The organism is Rubrivirga sp. S365 (genome assembly GCF_032248475.1).
Classification (GTDB): domain Bacteria; phylum Bacteroidota; class Rhodothermia; order Rhodothermales; family Rubricoccaceae; genus Rubrivirga; species Rubrivirga litoralis.
In genome coordinates this window covers 1,203,517-1,229,524 of record NZ_JAVTTN010000001.1, presented here as the reverse complement: position 1 = coordinate 1,229,524, position 26,008 = coordinate 1,203,517, and the positions used below count along the sequence as shown (strand labels likewise).

General features: G+C 74.4%; 23 protein-coding genes. 10 read left to right on the top strand and 13 right to left on the bottom strand.

Annotated elements, in window-relative coordinates; translation table 11 throughout:
* Positions 1-68: 68 nt before the first annotated feature.
* From RQM47_RS05315 to RQM47_RS05280, 8 genes are all read right to left on the bottom strand, one after another.
* Positions 69-500 (bottom strand): response regulator, encoded by a 432-nt coding sequence (locus tag RQM47_RS05315; RefSeq protein WP_314007752.1) that lies wholly within the window; start codon positions 498-500, stop codon positions 69-71.
* Positions 501-525: 25 nt separating this feature from the next.
* Positions 526-3,978 carry a PAS domain S-box protein gene (locus RQM47_RS05310; RefSeq protein ID WP_314007749.1) on the bottom strand — a complete coding sequence of 1,151 codons (3,453 nt, stop codon included), beginning with the start codon at positions 3,976-3,978 and terminating at the stop codon, positions 526-528.
* Between the two features lie 17 nt (positions 3,979-3,995).
* Positions 3,996-4,817: a protein-glutamate O-methyltransferase CheR gene (locus RQM47_RS05305; RefSeq protein ID WP_314007746.1), complete on the bottom strand. Its 822-nt coding sequence runs from the start codon at positions 4,815-4,817 to the stop codon at positions 3,996-3,998.
* Positions 4,818-4,903: 86 nt separating this feature from the next.
* Complete coding sequence (locus RQM47_RS05300; protein ID WP_314007744.1) at positions 4,904-5,971, bottom strand: chemotaxis response regulator protein-glutamate methylesterase; 1,068 nt, start codon at positions 5,969-5,971, stop codon at positions 4,904-4,906.
* Positions 5,971-6,351: a response regulator gene (locus RQM47_RS05295; RefSeq protein WP_314007741.1), complete on the bottom strand. Its 381-nt coding sequence runs from the start codon at positions 6,349-6,351 to the stop codon at positions 5,971-5,973. The genes RQM47_RS05300 and RQM47_RS05295 overlap by 1 nt, the downstream gene beginning before the upstream one ends.
* A 113-nt stretch (positions 6,352-6,464) precedes the next feature.
* Positions 6,465-8,513 (bottom strand): methyl-accepting chemotaxis protein, encoded by a 2,049-nt coding sequence (locus RQM47_RS05290; protein ID WP_314007739.1) that lies wholly within the window; start codon positions 8,511-8,513, stop codon positions 6,465-6,467.
* A gap of 44 nt (positions 8,514-8,557) precedes the next feature.
* On the bottom strand, positions 8,558-9,031 hold the full coding sequence (locus tag RQM47_RS05285; RefSeq protein ID WP_314007736.1) for a chemotaxis protein CheW: 474 nt from the start codon (positions 9,029-9,031) through the stop codon (positions 8,558-8,560).
* Entirely contained in the window at positions 9,028-11,664 is a 2,637-nt protein-coding gene (locus RQM47_RS05280; RefSeq protein ID WP_314007732.1) for a chemotaxis protein CheW, read from the bottom strand. The genes RQM47_RS05285 and RQM47_RS05280 overlap by 4 nt, the downstream gene beginning before the upstream one ends.
* Positions 11,665-11,825: 161 nt before the next feature.
* Between RQM47_RS05280 and RQM47_RS05275 the strand changes: the two genes are divergently transcribed.
* The 10 genes from RQM47_RS05275 (at position 11,826) to RQM47_RS05230 (ending at position 20,729) form a co-directional block, all read left to right on the top strand.
* Positions 11,826-12,194, top strand: coding sequence for a response regulator (locus tag RQM47_RS05275; protein WP_311662595.1), 369 nt, complete (start codon positions 11,826-11,828; stop codon positions 12,192-12,194).
* Positions 12,195-12,198: 4 nt separating this feature from the next.
* On the top strand, positions 12,199-12,978 hold the full coding sequence (locus RQM47_RS05270; protein ID WP_311662596.1) for a chemotaxis protein CheZ: 780 nt from the start codon (positions 12,199-12,201) through the stop codon (positions 12,976-12,978).
* A gap of 400 nt (positions 12,979-13,378) precedes the next feature.
* Entirely contained in the window at positions 13,379-14,386 is a 1,008-nt protein-coding gene (gene fliM, locus RQM47_RS05265) for a flagellar motor switch protein FliM (RefSeq protein ID WP_311662597.1), read from the top strand.
* Positions 14,383-15,258: a flagellar motor switch protein FliN gene (gene fliN / locus RQM47_RS05260; protein WP_311662598.1), complete on the top strand. Its 876-nt coding sequence runs from the start codon at positions 14,383-14,385 to the stop codon at positions 15,256-15,258. Before fliM ends, fliN begins: the two co-directional genes overlap by 4 nt.
* A 462-nt stretch (positions 15,259-15,720) precedes the next feature.
* Complete coding sequence (locus RQM47_RS05255) at positions 15,721-16,359, top strand: flagellar biosynthetic protein FliO (RefSeq protein WP_311662599.1); 639 nt, start codon at positions 15,721-15,723, stop codon at positions 16,357-16,359.
* Positions 16,352-17,221 carry a flagellar type III secretion system pore protein FliP gene (gene fliP, locus RQM47_RS05250; RefSeq protein WP_311662600.1) on the top strand — a complete coding sequence of 290 codons (870 nt, stop codon included), beginning with the start codon at positions 16,352-16,354 and terminating at the stop codon, positions 17,219-17,221. The genes RQM47_RS05255 and fliP overlap by 8 nt, the downstream gene beginning before the upstream one ends.
* A gap of 89 nt (positions 17,222-17,310) precedes the next feature.
* Positions 17,311-17,580: a flagellar biosynthesis protein FliQ gene (gene fliQ, locus RQM47_RS05245; protein ID WP_311662601.1), complete on the top strand. Its 270-nt coding sequence runs from the start codon at positions 17,311-17,313 to the stop codon at positions 17,578-17,580.
* 130 nt (positions 17,581-17,710) lie between these two features.
* Positions 17,711-18,481 (top strand): flagellar biosynthetic protein FliR, encoded by a 771-nt coding sequence (fliR, locus tag RQM47_RS05240; RefSeq protein ID WP_311662602.1) that lies wholly within the window; start codon positions 17,711-17,713, stop codon positions 18,479-18,481.
* 268 nt (positions 18,482-18,749) lie between these two features.
* Positions 18,750-19,517, top strand: coding sequence for an aspartate/glutamate racemase family protein (locus tag RQM47_RS05235; RefSeq protein ID WP_311662603.1), 768 nt, complete (start codon positions 18,750-18,752; stop codon positions 19,515-19,517).
* 105 nt (positions 19,518-19,622) lie between these two features.
* Complete coding sequence (locus RQM47_RS05230) at positions 19,623-20,729, top strand: P1 family peptidase (RefSeq protein WP_349256299.1); 1,107 nt, start codon at positions 19,623-19,625, stop codon at positions 20,727-20,729.
* A gap of 95 nt (positions 20,730-20,824) precedes the next feature.
* On the opposite strand, the gene RQM47_RS05225 is transcribed toward RQM47_RS05230, so the two are convergent.
* From RQM47_RS05225 to miaB, 5 genes are all read right to left on the bottom strand, one after another.
* A complete protein-coding gene (locus RQM47_RS05225) occupies positions 20,825-22,561 on the bottom strand; it encodes a VWA domain-containing protein (protein ID WP_314007730.1) in 1,737 nt (578 codons plus the stop codon).
* Between the two features lie 121 nt (positions 22,562-22,682).
* Positions 22,683-23,609, bottom strand: coding sequence for a cell division protein FtsX (locus tag RQM47_RS05220; RefSeq protein WP_314007728.1), 927 nt, complete (start codon positions 23,607-23,609; stop codon positions 22,683-22,685).
* A gap of 140 nt (positions 23,610-23,749) precedes the next feature.
* Positions 23,750-23,914: a hypothetical protein gene (locus RQM47_RS05215; RefSeq protein ID WP_314007724.1), complete on the bottom strand. Its 165-nt coding sequence runs from the start codon at positions 23,912-23,914 to the stop codon at positions 23,750-23,752.
* 54 nt (positions 23,915-23,968) lie between these two features.
* A complete protein-coding gene (locus RQM47_RS05210) occupies positions 23,969-24,124 on the bottom strand; it encodes a hypothetical protein (RefSeq protein ID WP_314007721.1) in 156 nt (51 codons plus the stop codon).
* Between the two features lie 10 nt (positions 24,125-24,134).
* Positions 24,135-25,652, bottom strand: a complete 1,518-nt coding sequence (gene miaB / locus RQM47_RS05205; protein WP_314007718.1) for a tRNA (N6-isopentenyl adenosine(37)-C2)-methylthiotransferase MiaB — start codon at positions 25,650-25,652, stop codon at positions 24,135-24,137.
* Between the last annotated feature and the right edge of the window lie 356 nt (positions 25,653-26,008).

Genomic DNA, 26,008 nt, shown 5'->3' with positions numbered 1-26,008 from the left:
AGCAGCGGGGCGGGGCGGACTCGGACCAAGCGGCTCCGGGCGGGGTGGAGCCGGGCGGGGCGGCGGCGCTACGAGACGCGCGACGGGCCGCTGGGGAAGATCACGTGGTGCGAGCGCTGCGCCTCGCTCTGCTTCGCCGTGAGCGCCTGGCGCACGACGTCCATCAGCTCGTCGACGGCGAACGGCTTGGCGAGGTAGTAGTCGGCCCCGGAGATCCGGCTCCGGCTCTCGCCGAACGGGCTCGCGTTGCCGGTCATCATCACGATCGGGACGCCCTTCGTCTCGGGCCGCTCGCGGAGGGCCTGGGCCGTCGCGTAGCCGTGGCCGTTCCGCATGTGGACGTCGCAGAGCACGAGGTCGGGGCGGCGCTCGCGGGCGAGCTCGAGGCCCTCGACGCCGCTCGACGCCGTCAGCACCTCGTGCTCGCTCTGCTCGAGCACGAAGGAGACCGTGTTCGAGAACAGCTCGTCGTCGTCGATGATCAGAATGGTCGCGGTCATGGCGTGGGCGGGGTGGTGAGAAGCGTTAGGCGGACGGCGCGGGCGGGGTGGCGAGGACCTCGTCGAGGGCCTGGAGGAGGTCGCCGGCCTGGAACGGCTTGGGGAGGAAGCCGGCAAAGCGGGCGCCACCCGCCGCGGCCTCGCCGGGCGTCGTGAGCCCGCTCATCCCGATCACCGGGAGGTCCGGCGCGCGCTCGTTGAGCGCCCGGGCCAGCGCCGGGCCGTCCATGACCGGCATCATCATGTCGGTGAGGACCGCGCAGACGGGGCCGTGAGCGTCGAGCTGGTCGAGGGCGTCGGCGCCGTGGGCGGCCGGGACCGGGCGGTAGCCGTGGGACGCGAGGACGCCGCAGGCCGCGCCGCGCATGGCCTCGTTGTCGTCGACGACCAGGACCGCCCCGCCCGCGTCGGCCAGAGGCTCGGCCGCCCCGCCCCCGGCCGCCTCGGGCGGGGCGGAGGTCTCGGCCGCCGGGAGGAACACGTCGAACCGAGTCCCCGCCCCCTCGGCGCTCTCGACCACGACGAACCCGCCGTGCCCCTTGACGATGCCGACCACGTTGGCCAGGCCGAGCCCGGTGCCCCCTTCCTTCGTCGTGAAGAACGGGTCGAACACCCGGTCGAGCACGTCGGGCGGCATACCTACGCCGGTGTCCGAGACGGTGACGCGGACGAAGCGGCCCACGCGCCCGTCCCGGTACCGCTCGGCCTCGGCCGCGTCGACGGTCCGGTCCTCGACGGCGACGGCGAGCGCACCCCCGCCCGGCATCGCGTCGCGCGCGTTGATGGTCAGGTTCATCAGCACCTGGTGGAGCTGCGTCGGGTCGGCGACGACGTGCGGGAGGTCGTCGGCGACGGCGAGGTCGAGGGCGACGTTGGACGGGAGCGTCTCCTGGAGGATCTGGCCGACCTCGTCGACGAGCGGCACGACCGACACCGGCGCCCACTCGCCGCGCGCCCCGCGCATGTAGCTGAGGAGCTGGCGGACGAGGCCGGCCCCGCGCGTGGCCGCGCTCTCGAGCGTGCCCAGGAGCTTGCGCGTCGCGTCGTCGTCGCCGGCCCGCATCGCGAGCAGCTGGAGCGACATGAGGATCGGGCCGAGCACGTTGTTGATGTCGTGGGCGATGCCGCCCGCGAGCCGGCCGAGGTCCTCGACGCGGCGCGCCCGGAGCAGGAGCGCCTTCCGCTCGCTCACGTCCGTGTTGACGACGAGGATCGAGCCCAGGTCGTCGCCCTCGCCCTCGACGAACGTCCACCGGCTCTCGACGACGATGTCGGTGCCGGCCCGCGTCCGCTGGCGGAGCTCGCCGGCCCACTCGCCCTCGGCGAGCGCCGTCCCGAAGGCCTCGGCGTGGCGCGTGTCGAGCGGGGCGCCGAGGAGGTCGCGGATGTCGCGGCCCAGCCACTCGACGGGTCCCCAGCCGTAGAGCTGCTGGGCGCTCCGGTTGGCGTAGGCCGTGACGCTCTCGGCGTCGAGGACCCAGATGGCGTCCTGGGCGCGGTCGAGGAGCGTGCCGAGCTGCGTGATCCAGCGCTTGTCGTGGCGGCGCTGGCGGATCTCGACCTCGAGCTGCTCGCTGGTCTCGGCCAGCGCCGCCGTCCGCTCGGCGACCCGCTCCTGGAGCCGGTCCTTGTCCTGGCGCAGCCGCTCGGCGGCCTCCCACTCCTCGGTCGCGTCGCGGACCACCTTGCCGAACCCGCGGAGCCGGCCGGGGCCGCCGTCCGCGCCGGGCTCGTCGCGGAGGGCCGTGACGGTCCCCGAGACCCAGAACCGGGACCCGTCTTTGCGGACGCGCCAGCCCTCGGTCGTCGCCGAGCCCTCGGCGGCCGCCCGGCGGAGGACCTCGTCGGGGACGCCGGCTGCGACGTCGTCCGGCGGGTAGAACGCGCGGTACGGGAGGCCGATGGCCTCGGCCGCCGTGTAGCCCTTGAGCCGCTCGGCCCCGGCGTTCCAAGTCTCGATGCGGCCCCCGGCGTCGATCAGGAAGATGGAGTGGTCGGGGACGCCGTCGATGAGGAGCCGGAGCTGCTCCTCGCTCTCGCGGAGCACGACCCTGGACTCCTGCCGCTGGACGGCCGCGCCAAGCGACGCGGCCACGACGCGGAGCGCGTCGACCTCGGCCTCGGCCCACGTCCGCGCCGGGTCCCCGGTCTCGAGCCCGAGGACGCCCCACCACTCGCCCCCGGCGAGGACGGGCACGGCGACGACGGACGCGGACCCGCGGGAGGCGAGCCGCCGGCGCTCGGGCTCGGGCGCCTCGCTGGCCCGCACCGTCACGGTCTCGCCCCGCCCGAGGCGCTCGGCCCACCACGCGGCTACGCCGGGCGGGGCGGCCGCGCGCGCGCCGGCGGCCCACGCCTCGACGCCCGGCGCCGTCCACTCGCCGACCGCCCCGCCCCGCCCGCCGGGGGCGGGGCGGGCGCCGATGACGTAGGCCCGGCCGGCGCCGGTCGACCGGCCCAGGTGAGCGAGGAGCGCGTGGAGCTCGTCGTCCCAGGCCGCGCCCCGGAGAAAGTGGAAGTCGGCCGCGCGCCGCAGCGCGTCGGCGGCGGCCCCGGCGCCTTCGAGGATGGCCTCGCGGCGGCGGCCCGTCTCCTCGGCCCGGTGGCGCTCGGTCGCGTCGGAGACGAAAGCCGTCAGGCCGCGGGCGTGGGGGCAGACCCGGACATGGAACCACGCGTCGCCCTCGCTGGAGCCCAGCTCGAACTCGTCGGGGCGGCCCTCGCAGACCGCGCGGCGGCACGCCGCGGCCAGCCGCACCCCGCGCTCACCCGGGACGAGGTCCTCGATCGTCGTCCCGACGAGCGCGTCCGCCCCGCCCCCGGCGAGCGCGGCGGCCTGGGCGTTGAGGTAGGTCAGCCGCCCCGCCCCGTCGAAGGCGAAGAGCGCCTCGCCCATGCCCTCGAGCACGTGCTCGGCCTGCTCCTTCTCGGCCGCCAGCGTCCGCTCGGCGGCGCAGCGCTGGGCCACCTCGCGGCGGAGCTCGAGCTCGGCCACGACCGTCGCCGCGAGGTCGCGGAGCGGGGCGAGGTCGGGGGCCTCGCGCGCCTCGACGCCGATCACGCAGAGCGTGCCGACGCAGTGGCCGTCGGGCGTCGTGAGCGGGGCGCCGGCGTAGAACCGGACGCCGGCCGGGCCGGTCACGAACGGGTTGTGGGCAAACCGAGGGTCGACCTGGGCGTCCTCGACGACGAGCGGCGCACCAGACCGGATGACCGGGTCGCAGAAGGAACCGCGCCGCGGCGCCTCACACAGGTCGGCGCCGACGGCCGCCTTGAACCACTGGCGCTCCGCGTCGAGGAACGAGATGAACGCGATGGGCACGTCGAACAGGGCCGCCGCGAGCCGGACCGCCCGTTCGAACGACTCCTCGGGCGGGGTGTCGAGGATCGCGTAGCGGTCGAGCGCCACGAGCCGGGCGCCCTCGTCGGGCGGGGCGGGGCGGACGACGAGCGGGCCGGGGCGGACGACGGCGGGCAAGGCGGGGCGGGGCGGCGTCACGAGCGGACGCGGTAGCAGGAGGCCCAGCCGTAGGCGACGCGCTCGAACGCCGGGTCCAGGTTGAGCGTGGTCTCGGACGCCCCCAGGAAGAGCGACCCGTCCGGGCGGAGCACGCGGCGGACCTGGGCCAGGATGTCCTGCTTGGTCTCGGTGTCGAAGTAGATGAGCACGTTGCGCATGAACACGATGTCCATCTTGGGGAGCAGCGGCCACGGCTCGATCAGGTTCATCACGCGGAACTCGGCCATCTCGCGGAGCGGCGCCTTGATCCGCCACATCGGCCCGGCCTGCTCGAAGCTCTGGACGAGCTGGCGGGCGGGGAGGCCGCGGTTGACCTCGAGCGTGGTGTAGGCGCCGTCCCGCGCCCGCTCCAGCATCTCGGTCGAGAGGTCGGTCCCGAGGATCTCGACGTCCCAGCTCTGGAGCTCGGGGAAGCGGTCGCGCAGGAGCATGGCGACGCTGTACGGCTCCTGGCCGCTCGAGCACGCGGCGCACCAGATCCGCAGGCGGCGCTCGCCCGCCCGCCGCTCGATGAGCTCGGGGACGATGTGGTCCTGGAGCGCCTCGAACGGGTGGGCGTCGCGGAAGAACGAGGTCTCGTTCGTCGTCATGGCCTCGACGACGCGCGCGTGGAGGTCGCCGAACGGCTGCGACCGCAGCTGGCCCACGAGGTCGCCGATGGAGTCCAGATCCTCGCGGCGGACGATCGGGGCCAGCCTCGACTCGAGGAGGTACTCCTTGCCCTCGTCGAGGACGATCGCGGAGCGCTCGCGCACGAGCGTGCGCACGTAGGAGGAGTCGTGGACGGCGAGGGACATCGGAGTCGGTAGTGGACGAGTAAAAGACCGTTAGGGAAAGCGTCTGTCTCCTCCCCGAGCCCGGGCAGGAGAGCGCGCCGGCGGGGTCAGCCGGTGCCGGCCAGGGCGGGGCGGCGCGCGACGCGGTCCTCGACCTCGGCGGCCACGCGGTCGAGCGGGACGACGGCGTCGGCGAGGCCCGCGCGGACCACGGCGCCGGGCATCCCCCAGACGACCGACGTGGCCTCGTCCTGGGCCACCACGCGGGCGCCGGCCCGCGTCAGGTGCTCGGCCCCGACGCGGCCGTCGTGGCCCATGCCCGTCAGCACGACGCCCAGCGCGTTCCGGCCCCAGACGGCCGCGGCCGAGCGGAACAGGACGTCAACGGCCGGCCGGCAGTTGTTCTCGGGCGGCCCCTCGTGCGTGCGGAGCCGGACCGCCCCGCCCTCGCGGACGACGTCGAGGTGGAGGCCGCCGGGCGCGATCCACACCGTCCCCGGCGTGGGCACGTCGCCGTCGGCCGCCTCGCGGACGGCGAGCGCCGAGGCCCGGTCGAGCCGGTCGGCCAGCGACTTCGTGAACAGCGGGGGCATGTGCTGGACCACGAGGACCGGCACCGGAAAGTCGGCCGGGAGCGCCGGGAGCACCTCGACGAGCGCGTTCGGCCCGCCCGTCGAGACGCCGACCACGACGGCGTCGACGCGCGCCGCGCGCCCGGACGCCGCGCGGACGGGCGGGGCGGCGGGCGGGGTAGCTGACGGCGTCCGGCGGCGCCCGAGCGCCTTCACCTTGGGCACGAGCTGCTCCCGGACCTGCTCGCGCGCCTCGAGGATGCCGCTCGTGTTCGTCGGCTTCGCCACGTAGTCGCGGGCGCCCAGCGCGAGCGCGTCGAGCGTCGTCGACGCGCCCCGCTCGGTGAGCGAGCTGAACATGATGACCGGGAGGTGCGGGTGCTCGTCGCGGAGCACGCGGAGCGTCTCGAGCCCGCCCATCACCGGCATCTCGACGTCGAGCACGACGACGTCGGGGGCCACCATCGGCACCTTCTGCAACGCCACGCGGCCGTTCGGGGCCGTCGCGGCGACGGTGATCTCGGGGTCGGCTTCGAGCACGTCCGACACCAGCTTCCGCACGATCACGGTGTCGTCGACGATCAGGACGCGGATCGGGGCCATCACGAGGTCGGGTGGAGGTCGAGCCCGGCGAGCCGGAGCTTCTGGTCGAGGATGTCGCGCGTGAACGGCTTCATCACGTACTCCGTGGCGCCGGCGTCGAGGGCCGCCGCGACGCTCCCGACATCGGACTCGGTCGTGACCATCACGACCGGGACGCCGTCGAAGGCGGCGTTGGCGCGAACGGTCCGGACGAACTCGAGCCCGTTCATGACCGGCATGTTCCAGTCCACGAGCATGACGTCGACCGCCCCGCCCGTGCGGAGCTGGTCGAGGCCCTCGCGGCCGTCGGCGGCCTCGGCCACGTCGAAGCCGAGCGCCGCCAGGTGAGCCCGAACGACGGCGCGGACCGTTCGGGAGTCGTCGATGAGGAGCGCGCGCATGGGCGGGGTGGGTCGGGGCCGCCCCGCCCCTGGAGCGGGGCGGGCGGCGCGGAAAAGGGGCCGCCCCGCTCGGGGCGGGGCGGGGTGGAGCGGCGCCCGGCGGGCGCGCGGGGTCAGGCGTACTGGAACTTGGAGACCACCTGCTGGAGCGTCGCCGCCATGCGGGCCAGCTCCGTCGAGGCCTGCTGGCCGTCGCGGGCGCCGCCCGAGGTGCTCTCGGCGGCCTGGGCCACGCCGGTGATGTTCTCGGCGATCTCGGTGCTCCCGCGGGCGGCCTCGTTCACGTTCCGCGCGATCTCGGCGGTCGTCGCGCTCTGCTCCTCGACGGCGCTCGCGATCGTGCCCTGGATGTCGTTGATCTGGCCGATGATGTCGCCGATCTGGCCGATGGCCTGCACGGCGTTCTGGGTGTCGCCCTGGATCGTCTCGATCTTCTGCCCGATGTCCTCGGTCGCCTGCGCCGTCTGCTTGGCGAGCTCCTTGACCTCGTTGGCGACGACGGCGAAGCCCTTGCCGGCCTCGCCGGCGCGGGCGGCCTCGATCGTCGCGTTGAGCGCGAGGAGGTTCGTCTGCTGCGCGATCGACGTGATGACCTTGATGACGTTGCCGATCTCGATCGAGCTCTCGCCCAGCTTCGAGACGGTCGCGTTCGTCCGGTCGGCGGCGGCGACGGCCTCGGCCGCGATGCGGGCGGCGTCGGCGGCGTTGCCGGCGACCTCCTTGATGCTCGCCGACATCTCCTCGGCGCCCGTCGCGACGGTCTGCACGTTCTTGTCGACCTGCTCGGCGGCCGAGGCGGCGGCGCCGGCCTGGCCCGACGTGGTCTCGGCGTCGGTCCCCATCTGGGTCGAGATCGAGCTCATCTCCTCGGACGCCGCCGCGAGGTGCTGCGCGTTCTCGGCGATCTGGCCGACGTCGGTCCGCAGGCCGGTGAGGAACTGGCGGAGCCCCTCGGCCATCTGCCCGATGGTGTCGTCGCCGTCGACGTCGATCTCCTGCGTGAGATCGCCCTGGGCCGCGGCCTGGACGGTCTGGAGCATGTTCTCCACGCTCTGCTCGAGCCGGAGCCTCGCTTTCACTCGGTCCGAGATGTCGCTGGCGAACTTGACGATCTTGACCAGCTCACCGCTGCGGTTGTAGATCGGGTTGTACGAGGCCTGGATCCAGACTTCTTCGCCGTCCTTCCCGATCCGACGGAACTCGCTGGCCTGGTACTCGCCGCGGGCGAGGGCCTCCCAGAACTGCCGGTACTCGGCGCTCTGGGCGTGTTCGGCGTCCACGAACATCCGGTGGTGCCGGCCCTCGATCTCGTCCAGCGTGTAGCCGAGCGTCTGGAGGAAGTTGTCGTTGGCCGTGCGGATCGTCCCGTCGACGTCGAACTCGATGACGGCCTGTGCCCTCCCGATGGCCTCGATCTGGCCTTGGAAGTCAGCGTTCTGTTCGAGGAGCGCGTTGAGCTCGTCCTTGATCTGGCTAAAGTGCTCGGTCCGGTCGGTGCCGGGGTCGGCCTCGATGACCGTAACGTCCATCCCGAACGACTCGACGGTGCTCAGGAGGAATGAGTCGGCGATGGCCTGTAGGTCGAGGTTCCAGACCTTCTGGAGCGCCTCCATCGCGCGATCGACGTACTCGGCGTCGGGGTGCTCCCGGCCCAGGTGCTCGCGCGTGAGCCGGCCCAGCTCGGAGTACGCCCCGGCGTACCACTTGAACGGGAGGTTAATCCGGTCGTGGACCTTCCCGATGTGGAGCCGCGTCTCGAAGTACGCCACGTCGTAGCCGCTGGCGGCACCGGCGAAGCAGCCTGTGAAGTAGCCGGTCTGGGCTGTTTCGAGGTGCTGGCGAAGCGAACCGAGCGTGTGGCCGCCGGTCTCAGCGAACGACTCGAAAAAGCGGACGGTCGGGCCAAACTCGAACTGCCAGTCGTAGAACTCGCGGACGACTTCAGGGCCGTGCTCCTCGGCCCACGGCGTGAGCTCGGCGAGGATCTGGAGTTCGGCGTCGCCGAGGCGGATAAACTGGCGGCGGAGGTCGAGCGTCTGCTCATCGATCCCAAACCTGTCGGCGAGCGGGTGGCCGCCCCTGGTCGGGCGGGCGGGGCGCCCCGGGGCGGGGCGGGTGGCGGCGATGCGGCCGGTGTGTCCGTTGGTGCGGAGCGTTTCCATGGTCGGGGGGGCGGGGTTTGTGCGGGGGGAGAGCGCGGCGCGCGTCAGGCGCGGGCGGGGAGGTTCAGCGTGCGGTCGGCGTCCATCACGAGGAGGAGCTGGCCGTCGAGCTTGTAGACGCCGGTGACGACGTCGCGCACGCGGCCGGTGAGGGTCTCGGGCGGCGGTTCGAGGGCGTCGGCGGCCGGCTCGACGACGTCGCCGATCTGGTCGACGAGCAGGCTCACGGTGTCGTCGCCGGCCCGGACGATCACGTTCATGGGCTGGTCCTCGGGGGCGAGTCCGTCGAGCGGCCGCTCGGCGAGCCCGAGCCGGAGCCGGAGGTCGACGGCAGGGACGACCTGGCCGCGGAGGTTGATGAGCCCGCGCGTCTCGGGCGGGGCGAGCGGGACCGGGGTCATCTCCTGGAACCGGAGGACCTCTTGGACTTGGAGGACGTCGACGCCGAAGTGGAGGCCGTCGAGCGAGAACGTGCAGAGCTGCATGTGGGCGGCGTCGGCCGCGGGCGGGGGCGTCATAGCGAGGCGAGGTCGAAGGCGGGGGCGAGCGGGGCGGTGGCGGCGCCGTCGCCGGACGGGACGGCGGCGCCGGCGGCCTTCCCGACGAAGTGATCTACGTCGACGAGCTCGGTCACGCGGCCCTGGACCACGGCCACGCCGGCGAGCCCGGCCGCGCCGGCCGCCCGGCGCTGGACCTCGACGGCGTCCTCGACGATGTCGACGACGGCGTCGACGACGAGCCCGACGGGCGCCCCGCCCCGCTCGCACACGACGACCTGGAGCGGGTCCGAGGCGGCGTCGGCGCCGAGCAGGCGGACGAGCGGCATGAGCGCGCCGCGGTACTGGACGAGCTCCTCGTCGCCGGCCCGCTCGACGCGGTCGGCGGCGATCTCTTCGAGGCGCGAGACGGCGGCGAGCGGGAGGGCGAGCCGGTCGTGGCGGCCGGCGCGAGCGAGCAGCAGCGACTCCCGGTCGTCGGCGCGCGCGCGGTCGGCCTCGGCGGCCACGCGGCCCTTGGCCTCCTCGGAGAGCACGCGGGCGCGCTCGGCGAGCCCGAGCACGTCGAGGATGAGCGCGACCCGGCCGTCGCCCATGATCGTGGCCCCGGCGTAGGTCGCGAGCGCCTTGAGCTGCGTGCTCAGCGGCTTGACGACGATCTCCTCGGAGTCGACGACCTCGTCGACCACGAGCCCGAACGTCTGCTCGTCGGCCTGGAGCACGACGATGTTGAGCGGGGTGGGCTCGTCGCCGCCGGGCTCGCCGTCGCCGGGCGGGGCGGGGGCCAGGAGGCCGGGGCCGAGCCCGAGCTGCTCGGCGAGCGAGACGAGCGGGAGCAGCTTGCCGCGGAGCCGGTAGACCGGCGCGTCGTGGATGGTCTCGATGCCGGCCCCGACCGCCCCGCCCTCGAGGCGGACGAGCTCGAGGAGGTTGACCTGGGGGATGGCGAACCGGCTGCCCCCGGCCTTGACGAGGAGGGCCGGGATGATGGCGAGCGTGAGCGGGATCTTGATGCGGAAGGTGGTCCCGCGCCCGAGCCGGCTGTGGACGTCGACGGTCCCCCCGATCTTTTCGATGTTCGTCTTGACGACGTCCATGCCCACGCCCCGCCCCGAGATGTTGCTGACGGTCTGGGCCGTCGAGAAGCCGGGGAGGAACACGAGGTGGAGCGCCTCGCGGGCGCTCATGGCCTCGGCCGCCGACGCGCTGATGAGCCCGCGCTCGACGGCCTTCGCCTTCATCTTGTCGGGGTCGATGCCGCCGCCGTCGTCGACGATCTCCATGTTGACTTGGCCGCCCTCGTGGTAGGCCCGGAGCAGGAGGAGCCCCTCGGCCGGCTTCCCAGCCGCCACGCGCTCGGCCGGCCGCTCGACGCCGTGGTCGCACGCGTTGCGGACGAGGTGTGTGAGCGGGTCCTTGATGGCCTCGATGATCGTCTTGTCGAGCTCGGTGTCGGCCCCCTCCATCTCGATCTGGATCTCCTTCTCGCACTCGACGGCGAGGTCGCGGACGATGCGGGGGAACTTGTTCCAGACGTTCCCGATGGGCTGCATCCGCGTCTTCATGACGCCCTCCTGGAGCTCGGTCGTGAGGAGGTTGAGGTGCTGGGACGGCACGAGCAGCTCGGCCTCGTCGCGGGCGTTGGCGTACTGGAGGATCTGGTTCCGCGTGAGGACCAGCTCGCCGACGAGGTTCATGAGCCCGTCGAGCAGGTCGACGTCGACGCGGATCGTGCTGTCGGCCGCCGACACCCGGGCGGGGGCTTCGGACGGCGCCGCGGGCGGGGCGGGCGCTGCGGGCGGGGTGGGGACCGCGGGCGGGGCGGGCGCCGGAGCCGCCCCGCTCGGCGCCTCGGCGGGCGGCGTGGCCTCCGCGCTCTCGTCGGCCTCGGCCACCCCGCCCGGCTCGTCGGCCGGCGGGGCGGGCGGGGCGGGCGCGGCGCCGGCGGGCTCGTACGTGCCGTCGCCGTGCATGACGAGCAGGCCGGCCTTGTTGAGCGCCGTGAGGTGGTTGCGGACGGTCCCCTCGGTGACGCCGCGCTCCTCGGCGAGCTGGTCGATGGGGATGGGGCCGCCGGCGTCGGCGTGGAGCCAGCGGAGCACGGCGAACGTCTCGTCGGGGCCGGGCGAGCCGGTCCCCGCGGGCGGGGCGGCGGGGCGGGGCGGGGCCGCCGCGCTCGGGGCGTCGGGCGCCGCGTCGGCCGCGGGCGGGGCGGCGCCCGGCTCCTCGGCGGGCGGGGCGGTGTCGGCCGGCTCCTCGGCGGGCTCGGGCGGGGCGTCGCCGGACTGGAGGGCCTGGAGCGTGGCGACGAGGGCCGAGAAGTCGTCGTCGCCCTCGGTGCCGTCGGCCTCGACGTGGGCGAGGATCCGCCGCATGGCGTCGAGCAGCGACAGGAGCGCCGCGGCCAGCGCCGCGCTCGGCTCGACGGCCCCGGTGCGGAGCAGGTCGAGCAGGCTCTCGCCCACGTGCGTGATGTCGACGAGCTTGTTGTAGCCCAGGAAGCCGCTCGTCCCCTTCACCGTGTGGACCCCGCGGAAGATGCGCGAGAGGAGCTCGGCGTCGCTCTCCCCGCGCTCGAGCGCGAGGAGGTCGTTGTCGAGGGCGTCGAGGATTTCCGAGCACTCGACGAGGTACTCCTGGACAAGCTCCTCCATAGGGGTTCGGGGCGGGGGGGGGGACGGGCGGTTCCCCCACCCTATCGGCCTGGCCGCCCCGCCCCCTTAACCGGCGGCCCCTTTTTTTCTCGGGGGCGGGCCAGCCCTTAAGGGGCGGGGCGGCGCGCCGATACCGCCGCCTCACGTTCCCCCACCCCGCCATGAAATTCCTCGTCGTCGACGACTCGTCGACCATGCGGCGCATCGTCTCCAACGCGCTTCGCGACCTCGGCTACACCGACATCGTCGACGCCGCCGACGGAGTCGAGGGTCTCGCCCAACTCGAAGCCGCCCGCCCCGACTTTCTCGTCACGGACTGGAACATGCCCAACAAGAACGGGCTCGAGCTCACGCAGGCCGTCCGGTCCCACCCCGAGTTCAGCGAGCTCCCGATCCTCATGATCACGACGCGTGGCATGAAGGAGGACGTGGTCGCCGCCATGCAGGCCCGCGTCAACAACTACGTCGTCAAGCCCTTCACGGCCCAGGTCCTGGGCGAGAAGATCGACGCCATCCTCAAAACCGCGTAAGCCCATGCCCACGGCCTCGAACCCCGCCCCCATCCTGGACCGGCTCGTCGAGCTCCGCACGGTGTTCGAGGCCGGGCAGCGCGCGGTCTCGTTCGCCGAGGAGCTCTCGTCGCTCATCCTCGACGTGCTCCCGCTGCTCTCCGAGATCGACGGGTCGCTCCGCGAGAGCGCCGGCCAGATGCCGGAGGCCACGCTCCAGATCCAGAGCGTGACCGAGGCGACGGAGGTGGCGACGACCGAGATCCTCGACCTCGTCGACGCCGTCCGCGCCCGGCTCTCGCCGCCCGCCCCGCCCGACGGTCCGCCCGGGGCCGCCGACCGGCTCCGCAGCCTGCTCCGCGACCGCCTGGACGACGCCGCCCTCCTGGCCGACGCCGAGGCGCTCCTCGACGAGGCCGACGCCGACGAGGCCGCCCGCGCCGAGGCCGAGGCCGCGCGGCTCGACGCGGCCCGGCGCGACCTCGACCGAATCCTCGTCTCGCTCCAGGTCCAGGACATCACGGCCCAGCAGCTGGCCTCGGTCAACCACCTCATCGAGTCGGTCCGCTACCGGCTCAACAAGCTCGTCCGCTGGGTCTCGGCCGAGGGCGGGGTGGCGCCCGACGACGACGGCCCGCCGGTCGACGCCGGCACGTTCGACGCCGACGCCCGCTACGTGCGCCCGGACTCGCTCCAGGCCGACGTCGACCGCGCGGCGGCCGAGGCGCTCGCGTCTGGCGACGGCGCCTCCGCGGCGGCCGGCCCGACGAGCCAGGACGACATCGACGCCCTGTTCGGCGCCTGACGCCGGCGGCCCGACCGTTCTGCCGCCCCGCCCCGCCCCTCCGGCGCGGGCGGGGCGGCTCGTTTGGGCAACCCCGCGAGGCGCCCGCGGGCGGGGCGGACGGCGGCGTTCGTCGCCCGGCCGCCGAGGGCGGGCGCTGCGCGGACCGGCACTCGCCGCGCGAGGCGCCACCCCGCCCCGCTCGCCACCAAGTTCTGTGCAGAGAGAGCGGACGCGCCGCCGCCGCCGAGGGCGGGGCGGCACCTGGCGACCGCCCCGCCCGGGCACATTTTTCCGGCCGCCCGTGCCGGGGCGCCCGCCACCGCTGCGGACGCCGCTCCTGACGGCGAGCCCGCGTTGGCACGCCGCTTGGTGTCCCGCGGGACCCCGCCCGGCCGCCCCGGCCACCCCGCCCGCCCGCATGTCCAAGACCCTCAACCAGGCCGAGATCGACTCCCTGCTCAGCGGCCAGCTGGGGGGCGAGCCGCCGCCGCCCGGCGGGGGCGGGGCGGGCGCCGCCGCGGCCCGCGTGTCGCCGTACGACTTTACGCGGCCCCGCCTGTTCTCGCAGGAGCAGATGCGGGTGCTCCAGCGGGTCCACGAGCTGTTCGCCCGCGACATCTCGGTCTACCTCTCGTCCCAGCTGCGGACGATGGTCGAGGTCTCGCTCACGGCCGTCGGCCAGGTCACGTACTCCGAGTACGTGGCGTCGAGCGCGTGGCCGTCGGCGCTGTACATCGGCGAGGTCGAGGAGCTGGGCGACCGGCTCCTCTTCGAGATCGACCCGGCGTTCGTGATCTACACGGTCGAGAAGCTGTTCGGGGGTCCCGGGCACTTTCTGGAGGTCCCCCGCGAGGTCTCGAAGATCGAGCAGCGGATCATGAGCCGCGTGATCCGCAAGGCGTTCTCCGAGCTGGAGGCGGCGTGGGAGCAGGCCCACCAGGTCACGATCCACGAGGTCGGCTTCGAGAGCAACGCCGAGTTTATCCAGATCCTCCCGAGCATGGAGCCCGGGATCGTCGCGGCCTTCGAGATGCGGGTGCAGGGGCGCCTCGTCCCGCTCAACCTGTTCTACCCGTACTCGCTCCTTGACAAGATGGTGGGCGGGGCGGGCATGCGGCGGTGGGCGGCCAACGCGACCCAGGAGGTCCCGGCGCCCGTCCGCGACCAGTACGAGGGCGCCCTCCGGTCGATGGACGTCGAGCTCCGCGCCGAGCTCGGCCGGACCCGCCTCTCGATCTCCGACATCGCCGGGCTCCGCGAAGGCGACGTCATCCCGCTCCAGCGCTGGACGAAGGACCCGCTCCGCGTCACGATCGGAGAGCGCGAGACGCTCGTCGCCGCCGCCGGCCGCGCCGGCAAGCAGTACGCCCTCCGCGTCCTCGAGGTGCCGTCCGTGGCCCTCCACGCCCCTCCCCCTACCCCATGACTCCAGACGCCCTCGCCCCGCTCGTCGCGGAGGCCCAGGAAGCCCTCCGCTCGTTTTTCGCCGCGCTCCTCGGCGCCGACGCCCCGCTCGACGCCGGGCCGGCGGAGCCCACCGACGATCCGGCTGCGCCTGAGGGCGCCGTCGTCCTGGGCGGCGTGCCCGCGGGCGGCGCCCCGTTTGCCGTCGTGCTGGAGGCGGGGTGGGCCGCCCGGCTCGCCGAGGCCATGGTCGGCGGCCCGGTCCCGGACGACGAGGCGGGCGACCTGCTCGGCGAGGCGGCAGGCCAGGCCTACGGCGCGCTCCGCACGCACCTCGCCGCCGACGGCCACGAGTTGCCCGAGGCCGCGTTCTCGGTCGCGGCGCCCGAGGACATCGCCGGCCTCGGCTGGCGGGTCCCGTTCTCGCTCGCCGACGAGGGCGGCCCGCTCGCGGGCGCCGTCTTCCTCGCCGACGAGGTTGTGTCCGCCCCGCCCCCGACCGAGGCGGGCGCCGCCCCGCCCGACGCCGCGCCGCCGCAGGCCGCTGCGCCCCCTGAGGCGCCCGCCCCGCCCGTCGCGGTTGCGGCGGCCGCGTTCGAGGACCTAGGCTCCGAGGCCATCGGCGACGGCGCGGCCCCGGACCTCCACCTGCTCTCGGACGTCGAGCTCGAGGTCACGGTCGAGCTGGGCCGCCGCCGGCTCCCGCTCGCCGACGTCCTCCGCCTAACGACGGGGAGCGTGGTCGAGCTGGACAAGATGGTGGGGCAGCCGCTGTCGGTGTTCGCCAACGGCCGGCTGATCGCCGAGGGCGAGGCGGTCGTGATCGACGACCAGTTCGGCGTGCGCGTGACGGGGCTGGCCTCGACCCCGCGTCCGCGCACGGCGCTCGTCTAGGGCGCCCTCCGGCTGGGTACGGGGTACCGGGTACTCGGTACGGGTGCGGTTCGGCCGTTTGGTACGGGAGGAGTCGCCCTCCTGGCTGCGCCGGCCTCACGGTTGTCCAGGAAGAGAACGTCCCTGCCGACGTCGACGACCTCCCCGCCCGGCGATCGCGGCTTGACGAGGCAGTCCGGCCACGGATCCGGCACCTCGGACTCCGCCCCATCCTGCACGCTGGGGGCGGGGTGGGCGCCTGAGGCGGGGCGGACAAGACCCGAGAGGCGCGCGGTCACACGGCGCACGCGGAGCCAGCGCAGCGCCACGCCCAGGGAAGCCCGCCGGACGCCACCCCGCCCGCGGCCGAATGTTCCGGGCGGGGCGGCACCGTTTTCGCCAGAGTGGGGGGAGACCGCCGAGGCCACCCTGCGCCCCGTCGGACGCGCCCGCCCCGCCCCCTTTTGCCGCCCCTCCGGCACGATGTTCCGCCTCCCCTCCCTTCCGGCCTTCTCGCGGCGCCCGCTGAGCCCGTGGCGCCGCGCGGCCCTGTTCGGAGCCGGCCTGCTCGTCCTGTGGCTCGCCCTCCAGCTGGCGCCCGGCGCTCCGGCGCCAGCGCCGTCCGAAGCCCGTCCGGCCGACGTTGCCGAGCGGCTCCCGGTCCGCGACGGCGCCGGCCCGGTGGCCGCCCACCCCGCCCCGCGCGAGCGGGCGGGGCGGGGGCTGCTGAGCGTGGGCAACCTCGCGGCCCTGCTGCTGCTGGCCGGGGGCGGGGCGTGGGCCGTCTTCCTGCGCCACCGCCCGTCGGCGGGCGGGGCGGAGGGACCCGCGCCCACGCTCCGGTCGCTCGACGCGCTCGCGCTCGCGCCGGGCCAGTCGCTCCGGCTCGTCGCGGTCGGCGACGAGGTGCTGCTGCTGGGGCTCGCCCAGGGCGGCGTCTCGCTGATCCGCCACTATGCCGCGGGCGAGGCCCCGGCCCTGGCGCCCGCCCCGCCCGACGCCGACACCGCCGCGCTCGCCCCGCCCGACGCCACCGCGCCCGCGGCCACCGCCCCGCCCCGCGCTCCCGGTTTTGCCGACCTCCTGCGCCACGCCCAGACCGCCCCGGTGCACCATGGATAGCGCCGCGCCCCGCTGCCGCTGGGGGCTGTGCGCCCTCGGCCTGCTGCTCCTCGCCGCCGGCCCGGCCCTCGCGCAAGAGGCGGGCGGGGCGGGCGCCTTCCCCGCGCCGACGGCCGCGGCGCCGCCCGACGCCGCCCCGCCCACGACCGAAGTCGAGCCCGGCGACGGCACGCCCGCCGACCCGGGCGCGCGGGCGCTCCCCGGCCTCCGCCTGACGCGCGACGGCGAGGACTACGAGCTGCCGATCCAGCTCCTCCTGATGCTCACGGTGCTCACGCTGGCGCCGTCGATCATGCTGCTCATGACCAGCTTTACGCGGCTCATCGTCGTGTTCAGCATCCTGCGGACGGCGCTCGGGATGCAGCAGTCGCCGCCGAACCAGGTCCTCATCGGGCTCGCCCTGTTCCTGACGCTGTTCATCATGGCCCCGGTGATCTCCGACGTCAACGACAACGCGCTCCGGCCGTACCTCGACGGCGAGATCTCGCAGGAGGCCGCGTTCGAGGTCGCCGCGGCGCCGACCAAGGAGTTCATGCTCGCCCAGACCGGCGACGACGACCTCCTCCTGTTCATGGACATGGCCGGCGTGCAGTCGTTCGCCTCGGCCGTCGACGTCCCGCTCCACGTGCTCGTGCCGGCGTTCGTGATCTCCGAGCTGCGGATCGCCTTCCAGATCGGGTTCATGGTGTTTATCCCGTTCCTCATCGTCGACCTCATCGTGGCGAGCGTGCTGATGTCGATGGGCATGATGATGCTCCCGCCGGTCATGATCTCGCTCCCCATCAAGCTGCTCCTGTTCGTGCTCACGGACGGGTGGCACCTCCTCGTCGAGTCCGTCGTCCGCGGCTACATCGGCGCCTAGAGGGTACGGGGTACGAGGTACGAATGTCCTCCCCGCCCCGCCCTCGTCGAACGTCGCTCTGTACCTCGTACTCCGTACCCCGTACCCCCATGAATAGCGACGTCGCGCTTTACTGGCTCCAGCAGGGGATCCGGGTCTCGCTCCTGGTCGCCGCGCCGATGCTGGCCGTGGCCCTCGCGGTCGGGCTCCTGACGAGCCTGTTCCAGGCCGTGACTTCGATCCAGGAGATGACGCTCTCGTCGATCCCGAAGCTCCTGGCCGTCGCCGCGGTCCTCATCCTGCTCGGGCCGTGGATGCTCCAGCACCTCGTCGACTTTACGACGAGCGTGTTCGCGTTCATCCCGAACGTGTCGCGCTAGTGCGGGTCCGAGCCGCCGCCCGCGTCGTGGCGTCCCCCGCCGGGGCGGGGCGGGGCGGGGTGCGCCCGTCCGCCGACCGCCCCGCTCAGGCCTCGGCGCCGGCGAGCGGGGCGGGGTGGCCCTGCGCGCGATGACGATCGAGGCCGACACCGTTTTCCGGGTGCTCCTCGTGTTCGTGCGCGTGGGCGGGCTGTTCGTGGCGGCCCCTTTCTTTAGCCGGCCGTTCATCCCGGTCCTCGTCAAGGTGATGCTGGCGGCCCTGCTGGCGTTCGTGCTCGCGGGGTTCGCCGCCGGCCCGCTGCCGGCCCACGTCGAGCACCCCGTCGGCTTCGCCGTCGCCCTGACGATCGAGGCGGCGACGGGACTGCTGCTGGGGTACGGCGCGCGGTTCGTCTTTTTCGCGGTCCAGACGGCGGGCGAGGTTATCGGCTTCCAGATGAGTTTGAGCATGGCTCAGGCCTACAGCCCGACGGCCGACGGGAGCGCCGGACCGATCGGCCAGCTCCTCTCGGTCACGTTCCTGCTCCTCTTCCTGCTCCTGGACGGGCCGGCTCATTTGGTCCGCGCGCTCGTGGGCTCGTTCGAGGTGATCCCGCTTGGGGGCGCGCGCCTCACCGCGGGCGGGCCGCTCCTGATCGAGTGGACGGGGGCCTTTTTCGCGACGGCCCTCCGGCTGGCCGCCCCGTTCATGGTCGCGCTCCTGCTCCTCGACGTGGCGCTGGGCATCTTCGCCCGCGTCGTGCCCCAGGCCGACCTGTTCGCGATCAGCCTGCCGGCCAAGCTCGTGCTCGGGATCGCGGCGCTCTTCGTGTTCGCTCAGGGGTTCGTCGCGCTGGCGCCGTCGCTGCTGGACGGCGTCATCCGCGACCTGGCGGAGATGGTGCGCGCGCTGGCGCCCTAGCCCCGCCCCGCCCCGCCCCGCGAACAGCCTATCGGGCGGGGTGGTCGCTACAAACAACCCGCCCGACGCTTTCGCATCGGGCGGGCCGGCAAGCAGGGAGGTCCCTGTTTTGTAGAGTCACCCGGCGGGGCCGAGTGCTGCGCCCAAGGTACGGCGGGGCGGGGACGCTCGGCAAGCGTGCCCCGCCCGCCGGGGGCGGGGCGGATCCCACGACCGAGCCGAGCGGTTCCGGTGCGACAGCGCCGCCCCGCCCATGGCCGCCCCGCCCATGACTGCCCCTCTACACGCCCGCCCGATCGGCGTGGTCGGCGGCGTCGGTCCGCGGGCGGGGCTCGACCTCGTGCAGAAGGTCCTGGCCGCGACGCGCGCTGAGCGCGACCAGGACCACCTGCCTCTCACGCTGCTCTCGCACCCCCACCGGATCCCAGACCGGACGGCGTTCCTGCTCGGCCACGACACCGAGAACCCCGGCGAAGCCATCGCCGACCTCGCCAGCGCCCTCGTCGACGGGGGCGCCGAGGTGGTCGGCGTCCCGTGCCACACGGCCCACGCCGCGGCCGTCTTCGACGTGGTCCGCGAGCGCGTGGCGGGGCGGTGCACGCTCGTGGACATGGTCGAGGAGGTCGGCCGCGAGATCACCGAGCGTTTTCCCCGCGCCCGCCGCGTCGGCGTCCTGTCGACGACGGGGACCATGGCCGCGGGCGTGTACCCGGACCGGCTCGGGCCGCTCGGGCTCGAGGTGCTGCAGCTCCCCCCTGCCCTCCAGCAGACGACGGTTCAGCCGGCCATCTACGACCCGACGTACGGCCTCAAGAGCGTGTCCGACCCCGTCAGCGCTCGGGCTGCGGGCGGCCTCCAGAGCGGGCTCGACCACCTCCTTCGGGGCGGGGCGGAGGTCGTCGTGCTCGCCTGCACGGAGATCCCGCTGGCGCTCCGCGAGCCGACCGTAGGGGGCGTCCCGCTCCTCGACGCCACGGCGGTGCTCGCCCGCGCGCTTGTCCGCGAAAGCTGCCCGGCCGCGCTCACCGATCCATGAGCGAGCGGGGCGGCGCCACCCCGCTCCCATGTCGGCAGCGGTAGACTCCCGCCCCGCCCCGCCCCCGACGCTGTGACCCGCCTCTCGGTCTGGACCGCCGCCCTCCTGCTCGCTGCGACGGCTGCCCACGCGCAGAGCGGGGCGGAGCGGCCACGGGCGCGGGACGTCGGCGTCGTCGTTGGCATCCTGCCGCCGGGGCCGCTCGACGCGATCACCGACGTCGCAGGCGTGCGCGTGGGCCACGCCACCGTCGTCGAGGGCGACTCGGTGCGGACCGGCGTGACGGCCCTCCTGCCCCACGGCGGCAACGTGTACCGCGAGCCGGTGCCGGCGGCCATCGTCGTCGGGAACGGGTACGGAAAGCTGCTCGGGGTGACGCAGGTCCGCGAGTTGGGCGAGATCGAGACGCCCATCCTCCTGACGTGCACGCTCTGCGTCTGGACGGCGGCCGACGCGCTCGTCGACCTCCTGCTGGCGGCGCCGGGCATGGAGGAGGTCCGGTCGATCAACCCGGTCGTGGGCGAGACGAACGACGGGTTCCTGAACGACATCCGCCGCCGCCCCATTCGCCCGGAGCACGTGGCCGAGGCGCTCGCGGCCGCCTCGGGCGGGGCGGTCGCCGAGGGCGCGGTCGGCGCGGGCACCGGCACCGTCGCCTTCGGCTGGAAGGGCGGCATCGGGACCAGCTCTCGCGCCGTGCCGCCGGCGCTCGGGGGCGGCACGGTGGGCGTCCTCGTGCAGTCCAACTTTGGCGGCGTGCTCACGGTCAACGGGGCGCCCGTCGGGCGGGAGTTGGGGCCGTTCGCCTTCCAGAGCGGGCTCGGCGAGAGCGCCGACGGCAGCATCATGATCGTCGTCGCCACCGACGCGGCCCTCGATGCCCGCCTGCTGGAGCGCCTCGCGTCGCGGGCGCTGGCTGGCCTCGCGCGGACCGGCGCGAGCCTCACCAACGGCTCGGGCGACTACGTCATCGCGTTCTCGACGGCCCGGAGCGGCGAGCCCCTCGTTCCCAACAGCGCCATGTCGCCCCTTTTCCAGGCGGTCGCCGAGGCGACGGAGGAGGCCGTCTACAACTCCCTGTTCCGGGCGACGACGGTAGCGGGGCACCGGGGCACGGTCGAGGCGCTCCCGCTGGACCGCGTGCTGGAGGTGCTCGACGCGTACGGCGTCCGCGGCTGGGACCGCTCGCTCCCACCGGGCGGGGACCGCTAGCCGGGGGCGGGGTGGCCGCGTTGCGCCGGCGCGTCCACCGCCCCGCCCTCGCTTCGAGCGGGCGGGGCGGAACGCGCGTCCTCCCGCCGTTGGGTTCAGTCGCGGAGCGTAACCTCGCCGCCGGTCCCCGCCCCGCCCTCGGTCGCCGCGAGCGCGGCGGCCGTCTCGACGAGGCGGACGAACTCGGCGCGGTCGCCGTGCGGGTCGGCGCCGCGGGCCGCCCGCGCGAGCGCGAGGGCGTGGTCGTAGCTCGCGCCCGGGGCGTGGTCGCTCCGCCGGAGCAGGAGGCCGGCCTCGGTCACGGCGACCGCCCAGCGCCCGGCCTCGGACGCCTGCGCGAGCGGCACCACCCCGCCCGCGACCGGGACCGCGAGGCGGACGCTCTCGTCGGCGAAGGTGCCGGCGGTCGTCGCCGGCTTGTAGCGGAGGCTGACCGTCAGCCACTCGCCGGACCGGGCGGGGCGGTCGGGACGCACGGACTCGCGCGGCGCCTGGTACTTGAGCGCGTCGACCCTCGCCGACGGCACCGCGACGCCGACCGGGACGACCTCGTAGAGCGCGGTGACGGTGTGGCCCGCGCCTAGCTCGCCGGCGTCCTTGCGGTCGTCGTTGAAGTCCTCGGCCGCGAGCGTCCGGTTCTCGTACCCGATCAGCCGGTAGCCCGCCACGCGCGCCGGGTTGAACTCGACCTGGAGCTTGACGTCCTTGGCAATGGCGAAGAGCGTGCCCCCGAACTCGCGGACGAACACGCGCTCGGCCTCGCGGACGCCGTCGATGTAGGCGTAGTTGCCGTTGCCGTGATCGGCCAGCGTCTCCATCTTCGAGTCCTGGAGGTTGCCGGTCCCGAACCCGAGCACCGACAGCATCACCCCGCCCTCGCGCTCCTGCTCCACGAGCCGCTTCATCTCGGCGTCCGACGAGACGCCCACGTTGAAGTCGCCGTCGGTGGCCAGGACCACGCGGTTCGTGGCGCCGGCGTCGAAGTGCTCGCGGGCAACCCGGTACGCGAGGCGGAGGCCCTCGGCGCCGCCCGTCGCCCCGCCCGCCTGGAGCCGGTCGAGCGCGGCCAGGATGCGGCCCTTCTCGGTCCCCGGCGTGGGCTCCAGCACGACGCCCGAGGCGCCGGCGTAGACGACGATCGCCACGCGGTCCTGCGGCCGCATCTCGCGCACGAGGAGTCGGAACGCGCGCTGGAGCAGCGGGAGCTTGTCGGGCGCGCTCATCGACCCGCTCACGTCGAGGAGGAAGACGAGGTTGGCCGGCGGGAGGTCGTCGGTCTCGACGCGCCGCCCCTGGAGCCCGATGCGGACGAGGTGGTGGTCGGGCGCCCACGGCGCCTCGGTCACCTCCGTCGTCACGGCGAACGGGTGCCCGCCCCGCCCGTCGGCCGCCGGCCCGGGCAGGCCGTAGTCGAACGCGTTCACGAGCTCCTCGATGCGGACGGCGTCGGGCGGCGGGAGCCGGCCGTCTTCGAGGAACCGCCGCGTGTTGGCGTAGCTCGCGCGGTCGACGTCGATCGAGAACGTCGAGAGCGGGGTGGCCGCGACGGTCTTGAAGCCGGCCTCGTCGATCGGCGCGTAGCCCTCGCGGTTGTAGTCCCGGTCGGGCGCGCGCATCGGCTGCCCGCCGGCGCTGAGCGGGGCAGTGTAGGCCATGCCCCGGGCCTGGGGCGGGGCGGGGGCCGCCGCCGGGGCGCCCACCATGTCGGCCGCCACGGCCCCGCCGCTGACGTGGTCGACTTCGGCGGCGTCGGGCGTCTCCTGCGGCGGGTGGGACGTCCCGCACGCAGCCAGGACGAGGGCGAGCACGAGCAAAACGAGCGGGCGGATCATAGCGGATGCGTGGGCGGGGTGGTCCCGAGACACCGCTAAGCCGCCGCCGTTGCCCTCCAGGTCACGCCGCCCCGCCCGGCGGCCTCTCCCCCACCCCGCCCAGCGCATGGGCGGGGCGGTCCTACGCGAGGCGGACCTGCCGGATAAACCTACGCACGGCGACGGTCGACGCCAGGAACCCGAGCAGCACGCCCAGCGCGACGACCGCGCTGACGGCCAGCAGCGGCGTTCCTCCCGGCCACCCGACGCCCGTCGCCACCCCGCCCGCGTCGGGACCGCCCGCGGCGACGTCGGCCGCCCCGAGCCACCGGAGGAGGAGCCCGTAGAGCGCCCACAGCACGGCGCCGGCGACGAGCCCCGCCGCGAGCCCCTGCGCCGCGCCCTCAATCAGGAAGGGCCGGCGGATAAAGCCGTTCGTCGCGCCCACCAGCTTCATCGTGCGGATCAGCATCCGCCGGGCGTAGATCGACAGGCGGACCGTGTTGCCGACGAGGAGCAGCGCGGCCAGGACCACGAGGAGCGCGACGGCGGCGCCGATGCCGGAGAACACGCGCCGGTTGCGCTCGATGGCCTCGACCGACGCCCGGTCGTAGGCCACGTCCTCGACCGGCGCCCACGACGTGACCTCCTCGGCGAACCGCGCCAAGCTGTCCGGCGCGGCCCAGTCGGCGCCCAGGCGCACGCGGTAGCTGGCGGGCAAAAACTGGGCGTCGTCGAAGATCTCGGCGCCCTCGCCGAACGCCTCGCGGAAGATCTCGGCGGCCTCCTCGTGCGACACGAACCGCACCGAGTCGACGCCGGGCGACGCGCGGAGCCGGTCGCCCAGGTTGGCGGCGACTTCGGCGTCGGCGGCCTCGTCCAGAAACACCTCGGCCTCGGACGCCCGCTGGCGGAGCGTCTCGGACACGGCCTGCCACTGCCACGCGAGCAGGGCGACGATCCCGATGAGGACGAGGGCGATGGCGAGCGCGGCCACGCTGGCGGCCGTCGCCAGCTTGGCGCGGCGGAAGCCGGCGAGCCCCTCGCGGAGCGTGTAGGAGAGGGCCACGGGCGTCTGGGGGGAAGACGGCGGAAGGTAGCGAGCGGCGAGCGGAAGATGCCGCCGCCCCGCCCGTCGGAGCGCATGGGCGGGGCGGTCTGGCCGAGCCAAAGACGCCCGCCCCGCCCCGCTCGAAGCGAGCGGGGCGGTTACGTGGAAAGGCGTCCGCGGCTGGCCGGGAGCACGGCGTCCAGCTCCTCCTTCACGCGGGGCCAGCCGAGCACCTCGACCGTCTGGAGCCGGCCGCCCTCCATGTCCACGACGGCCACCCCGCCCTCGGCCTCCAGGTCCAGACTCTCTGCCAGTGGGTACACCGGGTCGGGCGGGGCGGACCGGGCCGTGACAACGTAGAACGTGGCGCAGTCGGGCTACCCGCACCGGCACCGACAGACGAGACAGAGGCCGCGCACCTGCGCCGCCAGCTCCGGCGAGCCGGACGCGGCGAGCAGCCGTTCGAGCTCGCCCGCGAACCGGGGCCGCGCGTCCCCGACGAGCGGGGCGGCGTCGGGCGCGCGGCGGCTCACGGACGCCCCCTCATGCCACCCCGCCCACGGCCACGGGCGGGGCGGTCTCGGCCGCCAGCGTCGTTTTGCGCACGAACGTGCCGAGCAGCGTCGCGCTCGTGCAGTCGTCGACGCGGACGACGGCGTAGTCGCCGCGCTCGACGTGGGCGGGGCGGTCGAAGACGACCATGTGGCTCGTGTCCGTCCGCCCGCGGAGCTGCGCCTCGGACCGCTTCGACGTGCCCTCGACGAGCACGACCTCCTCGCGGCCCACGCGGGCGGTGTGGCTGGCGAGCGCGTGCTCGCGCTGGAGCGCGACGATCTCGGACAGACGCGCGCGCTTGACGTCGTCGGGCACGTCGTCGGCGTACTTGCGCGCGGCGTAGGTGTCGGGCCGCTCCGAGTAGGCGAACGTGAAGGCGTGGTCGTAGCGGACGGCCTCCATGAGCGAGAGCGTGTCGGCGTGCTCGGCGTCGGTCTCGCCGCAGAACCCGGCGATAATGTCGGTCGAGAGCGAGACGCCGGGGACGATCGCGCGGGCGCGCTCCACCAGGTCCAGGTAGTGCTCGCGCGTGTACGTCCGTCGCATCCGCGCCAGCACGTCGGTGTTGCCGTGCTGGACCGGGAGGTGGATAAAGTCGCAGACCGTCGGCCGCTCGCGGTGGACGTGCAGCAGCTCGTCGGAGCAGTCCTTCGGGTGGCTCGTCGAGTACCGGATGCGGAGCTCCGGCGAGAGCAGCGAGATCCGGTACAGCAGTTCGGCAAAGTCGACGGCCGCCCCGCCCTGGTCGACCCGGTACGAGTTCACGTTCTGGCCCAGCACCGTCACCTCTTTGTAGCCCGCGTCGACGAGCTGGCCCACCTCGGACAGGATCGAGGCGACCGGCCGGCTCCGCTCGCGGCCGCGCGTGAACGGGACCACGCAGAAGGCGCACATGTTGTCGCACCCGCGCATGATCGACACGAACGCGCTCACGCCGTTCGAGTCCAGGCGAACCGGCGCGAGGTCGGCGTAGGTCTCCTCGCGCGAGAGCTGGACGTTGACGGCGGCCTGGCCCGTCGCCTCGCTCTCGGCCAGCAGCCGCGGCAGGTCGCGGTAGGCGTCCGGCCCGACGACGAGGTCGACCAGCCGCTCCTGCTCCAGCAGCTTCGACCGCAGCCGCTCGGCCATGCAGCCGAGCACGCCGATCTGGAGGGCCGCCCCGCCCTCGGCCGCCTGCCGCTCCTTCCGCGCGCGGACGTGCGTGAGCCGCCCGCGCACGCGGTCCTCGGCCTTCTCGCGGATCGCGCACGTGTTGAGGAGCACGACGTCGGCGTCCATCTCGTCGCTCGCAATCGCGTACCCCGCCCCGCTCAGGATCGACGCCACGAGCTCGGAGTCGGCCACGTTCATCTGGCACCCGTAGGTCTCGATGTAGACGGCCCGGCCGTTCGTCCCGCCCCGCCCCGCCACCGGGCGCGGGAGGTCGAGGGTACCCGCCGCGTCGGGGGCGGACGAGACGGGGGCGACGGCGTCGGGGAGCACGTCGAGGTCGGCGATGGGCTGCATGACCGGGTGTGTGTCGGATGTGCGGCGAAGCTACGGGACGGCCCCACGCAGCGCCGCCCCGCCCTGCCGGTGAGGGCGGGGCGGGGCGGCAGAAGCCAGGCGGCGGGTGGACCGACGACGGTCCGGGGCTCCGAGATGTGCCGCCCACAAAACGGGGCGGACCCAAAGGGTGGGGTGGAGCCGAGACGGGACCGCCCGACAGACGGGCGCTCGGGCAGGCCGAGCTAGAACATCATGAGGCTGACGAGAGCGGCCGAGACGGCGCCGAGGCGGATCAGAAGGGCGGACGGACTCGCGAGACGGGCAGAATGGAGAGAGGAGGCAGTCATGCGTCTGGGGGCATGTGATGGTGCGGG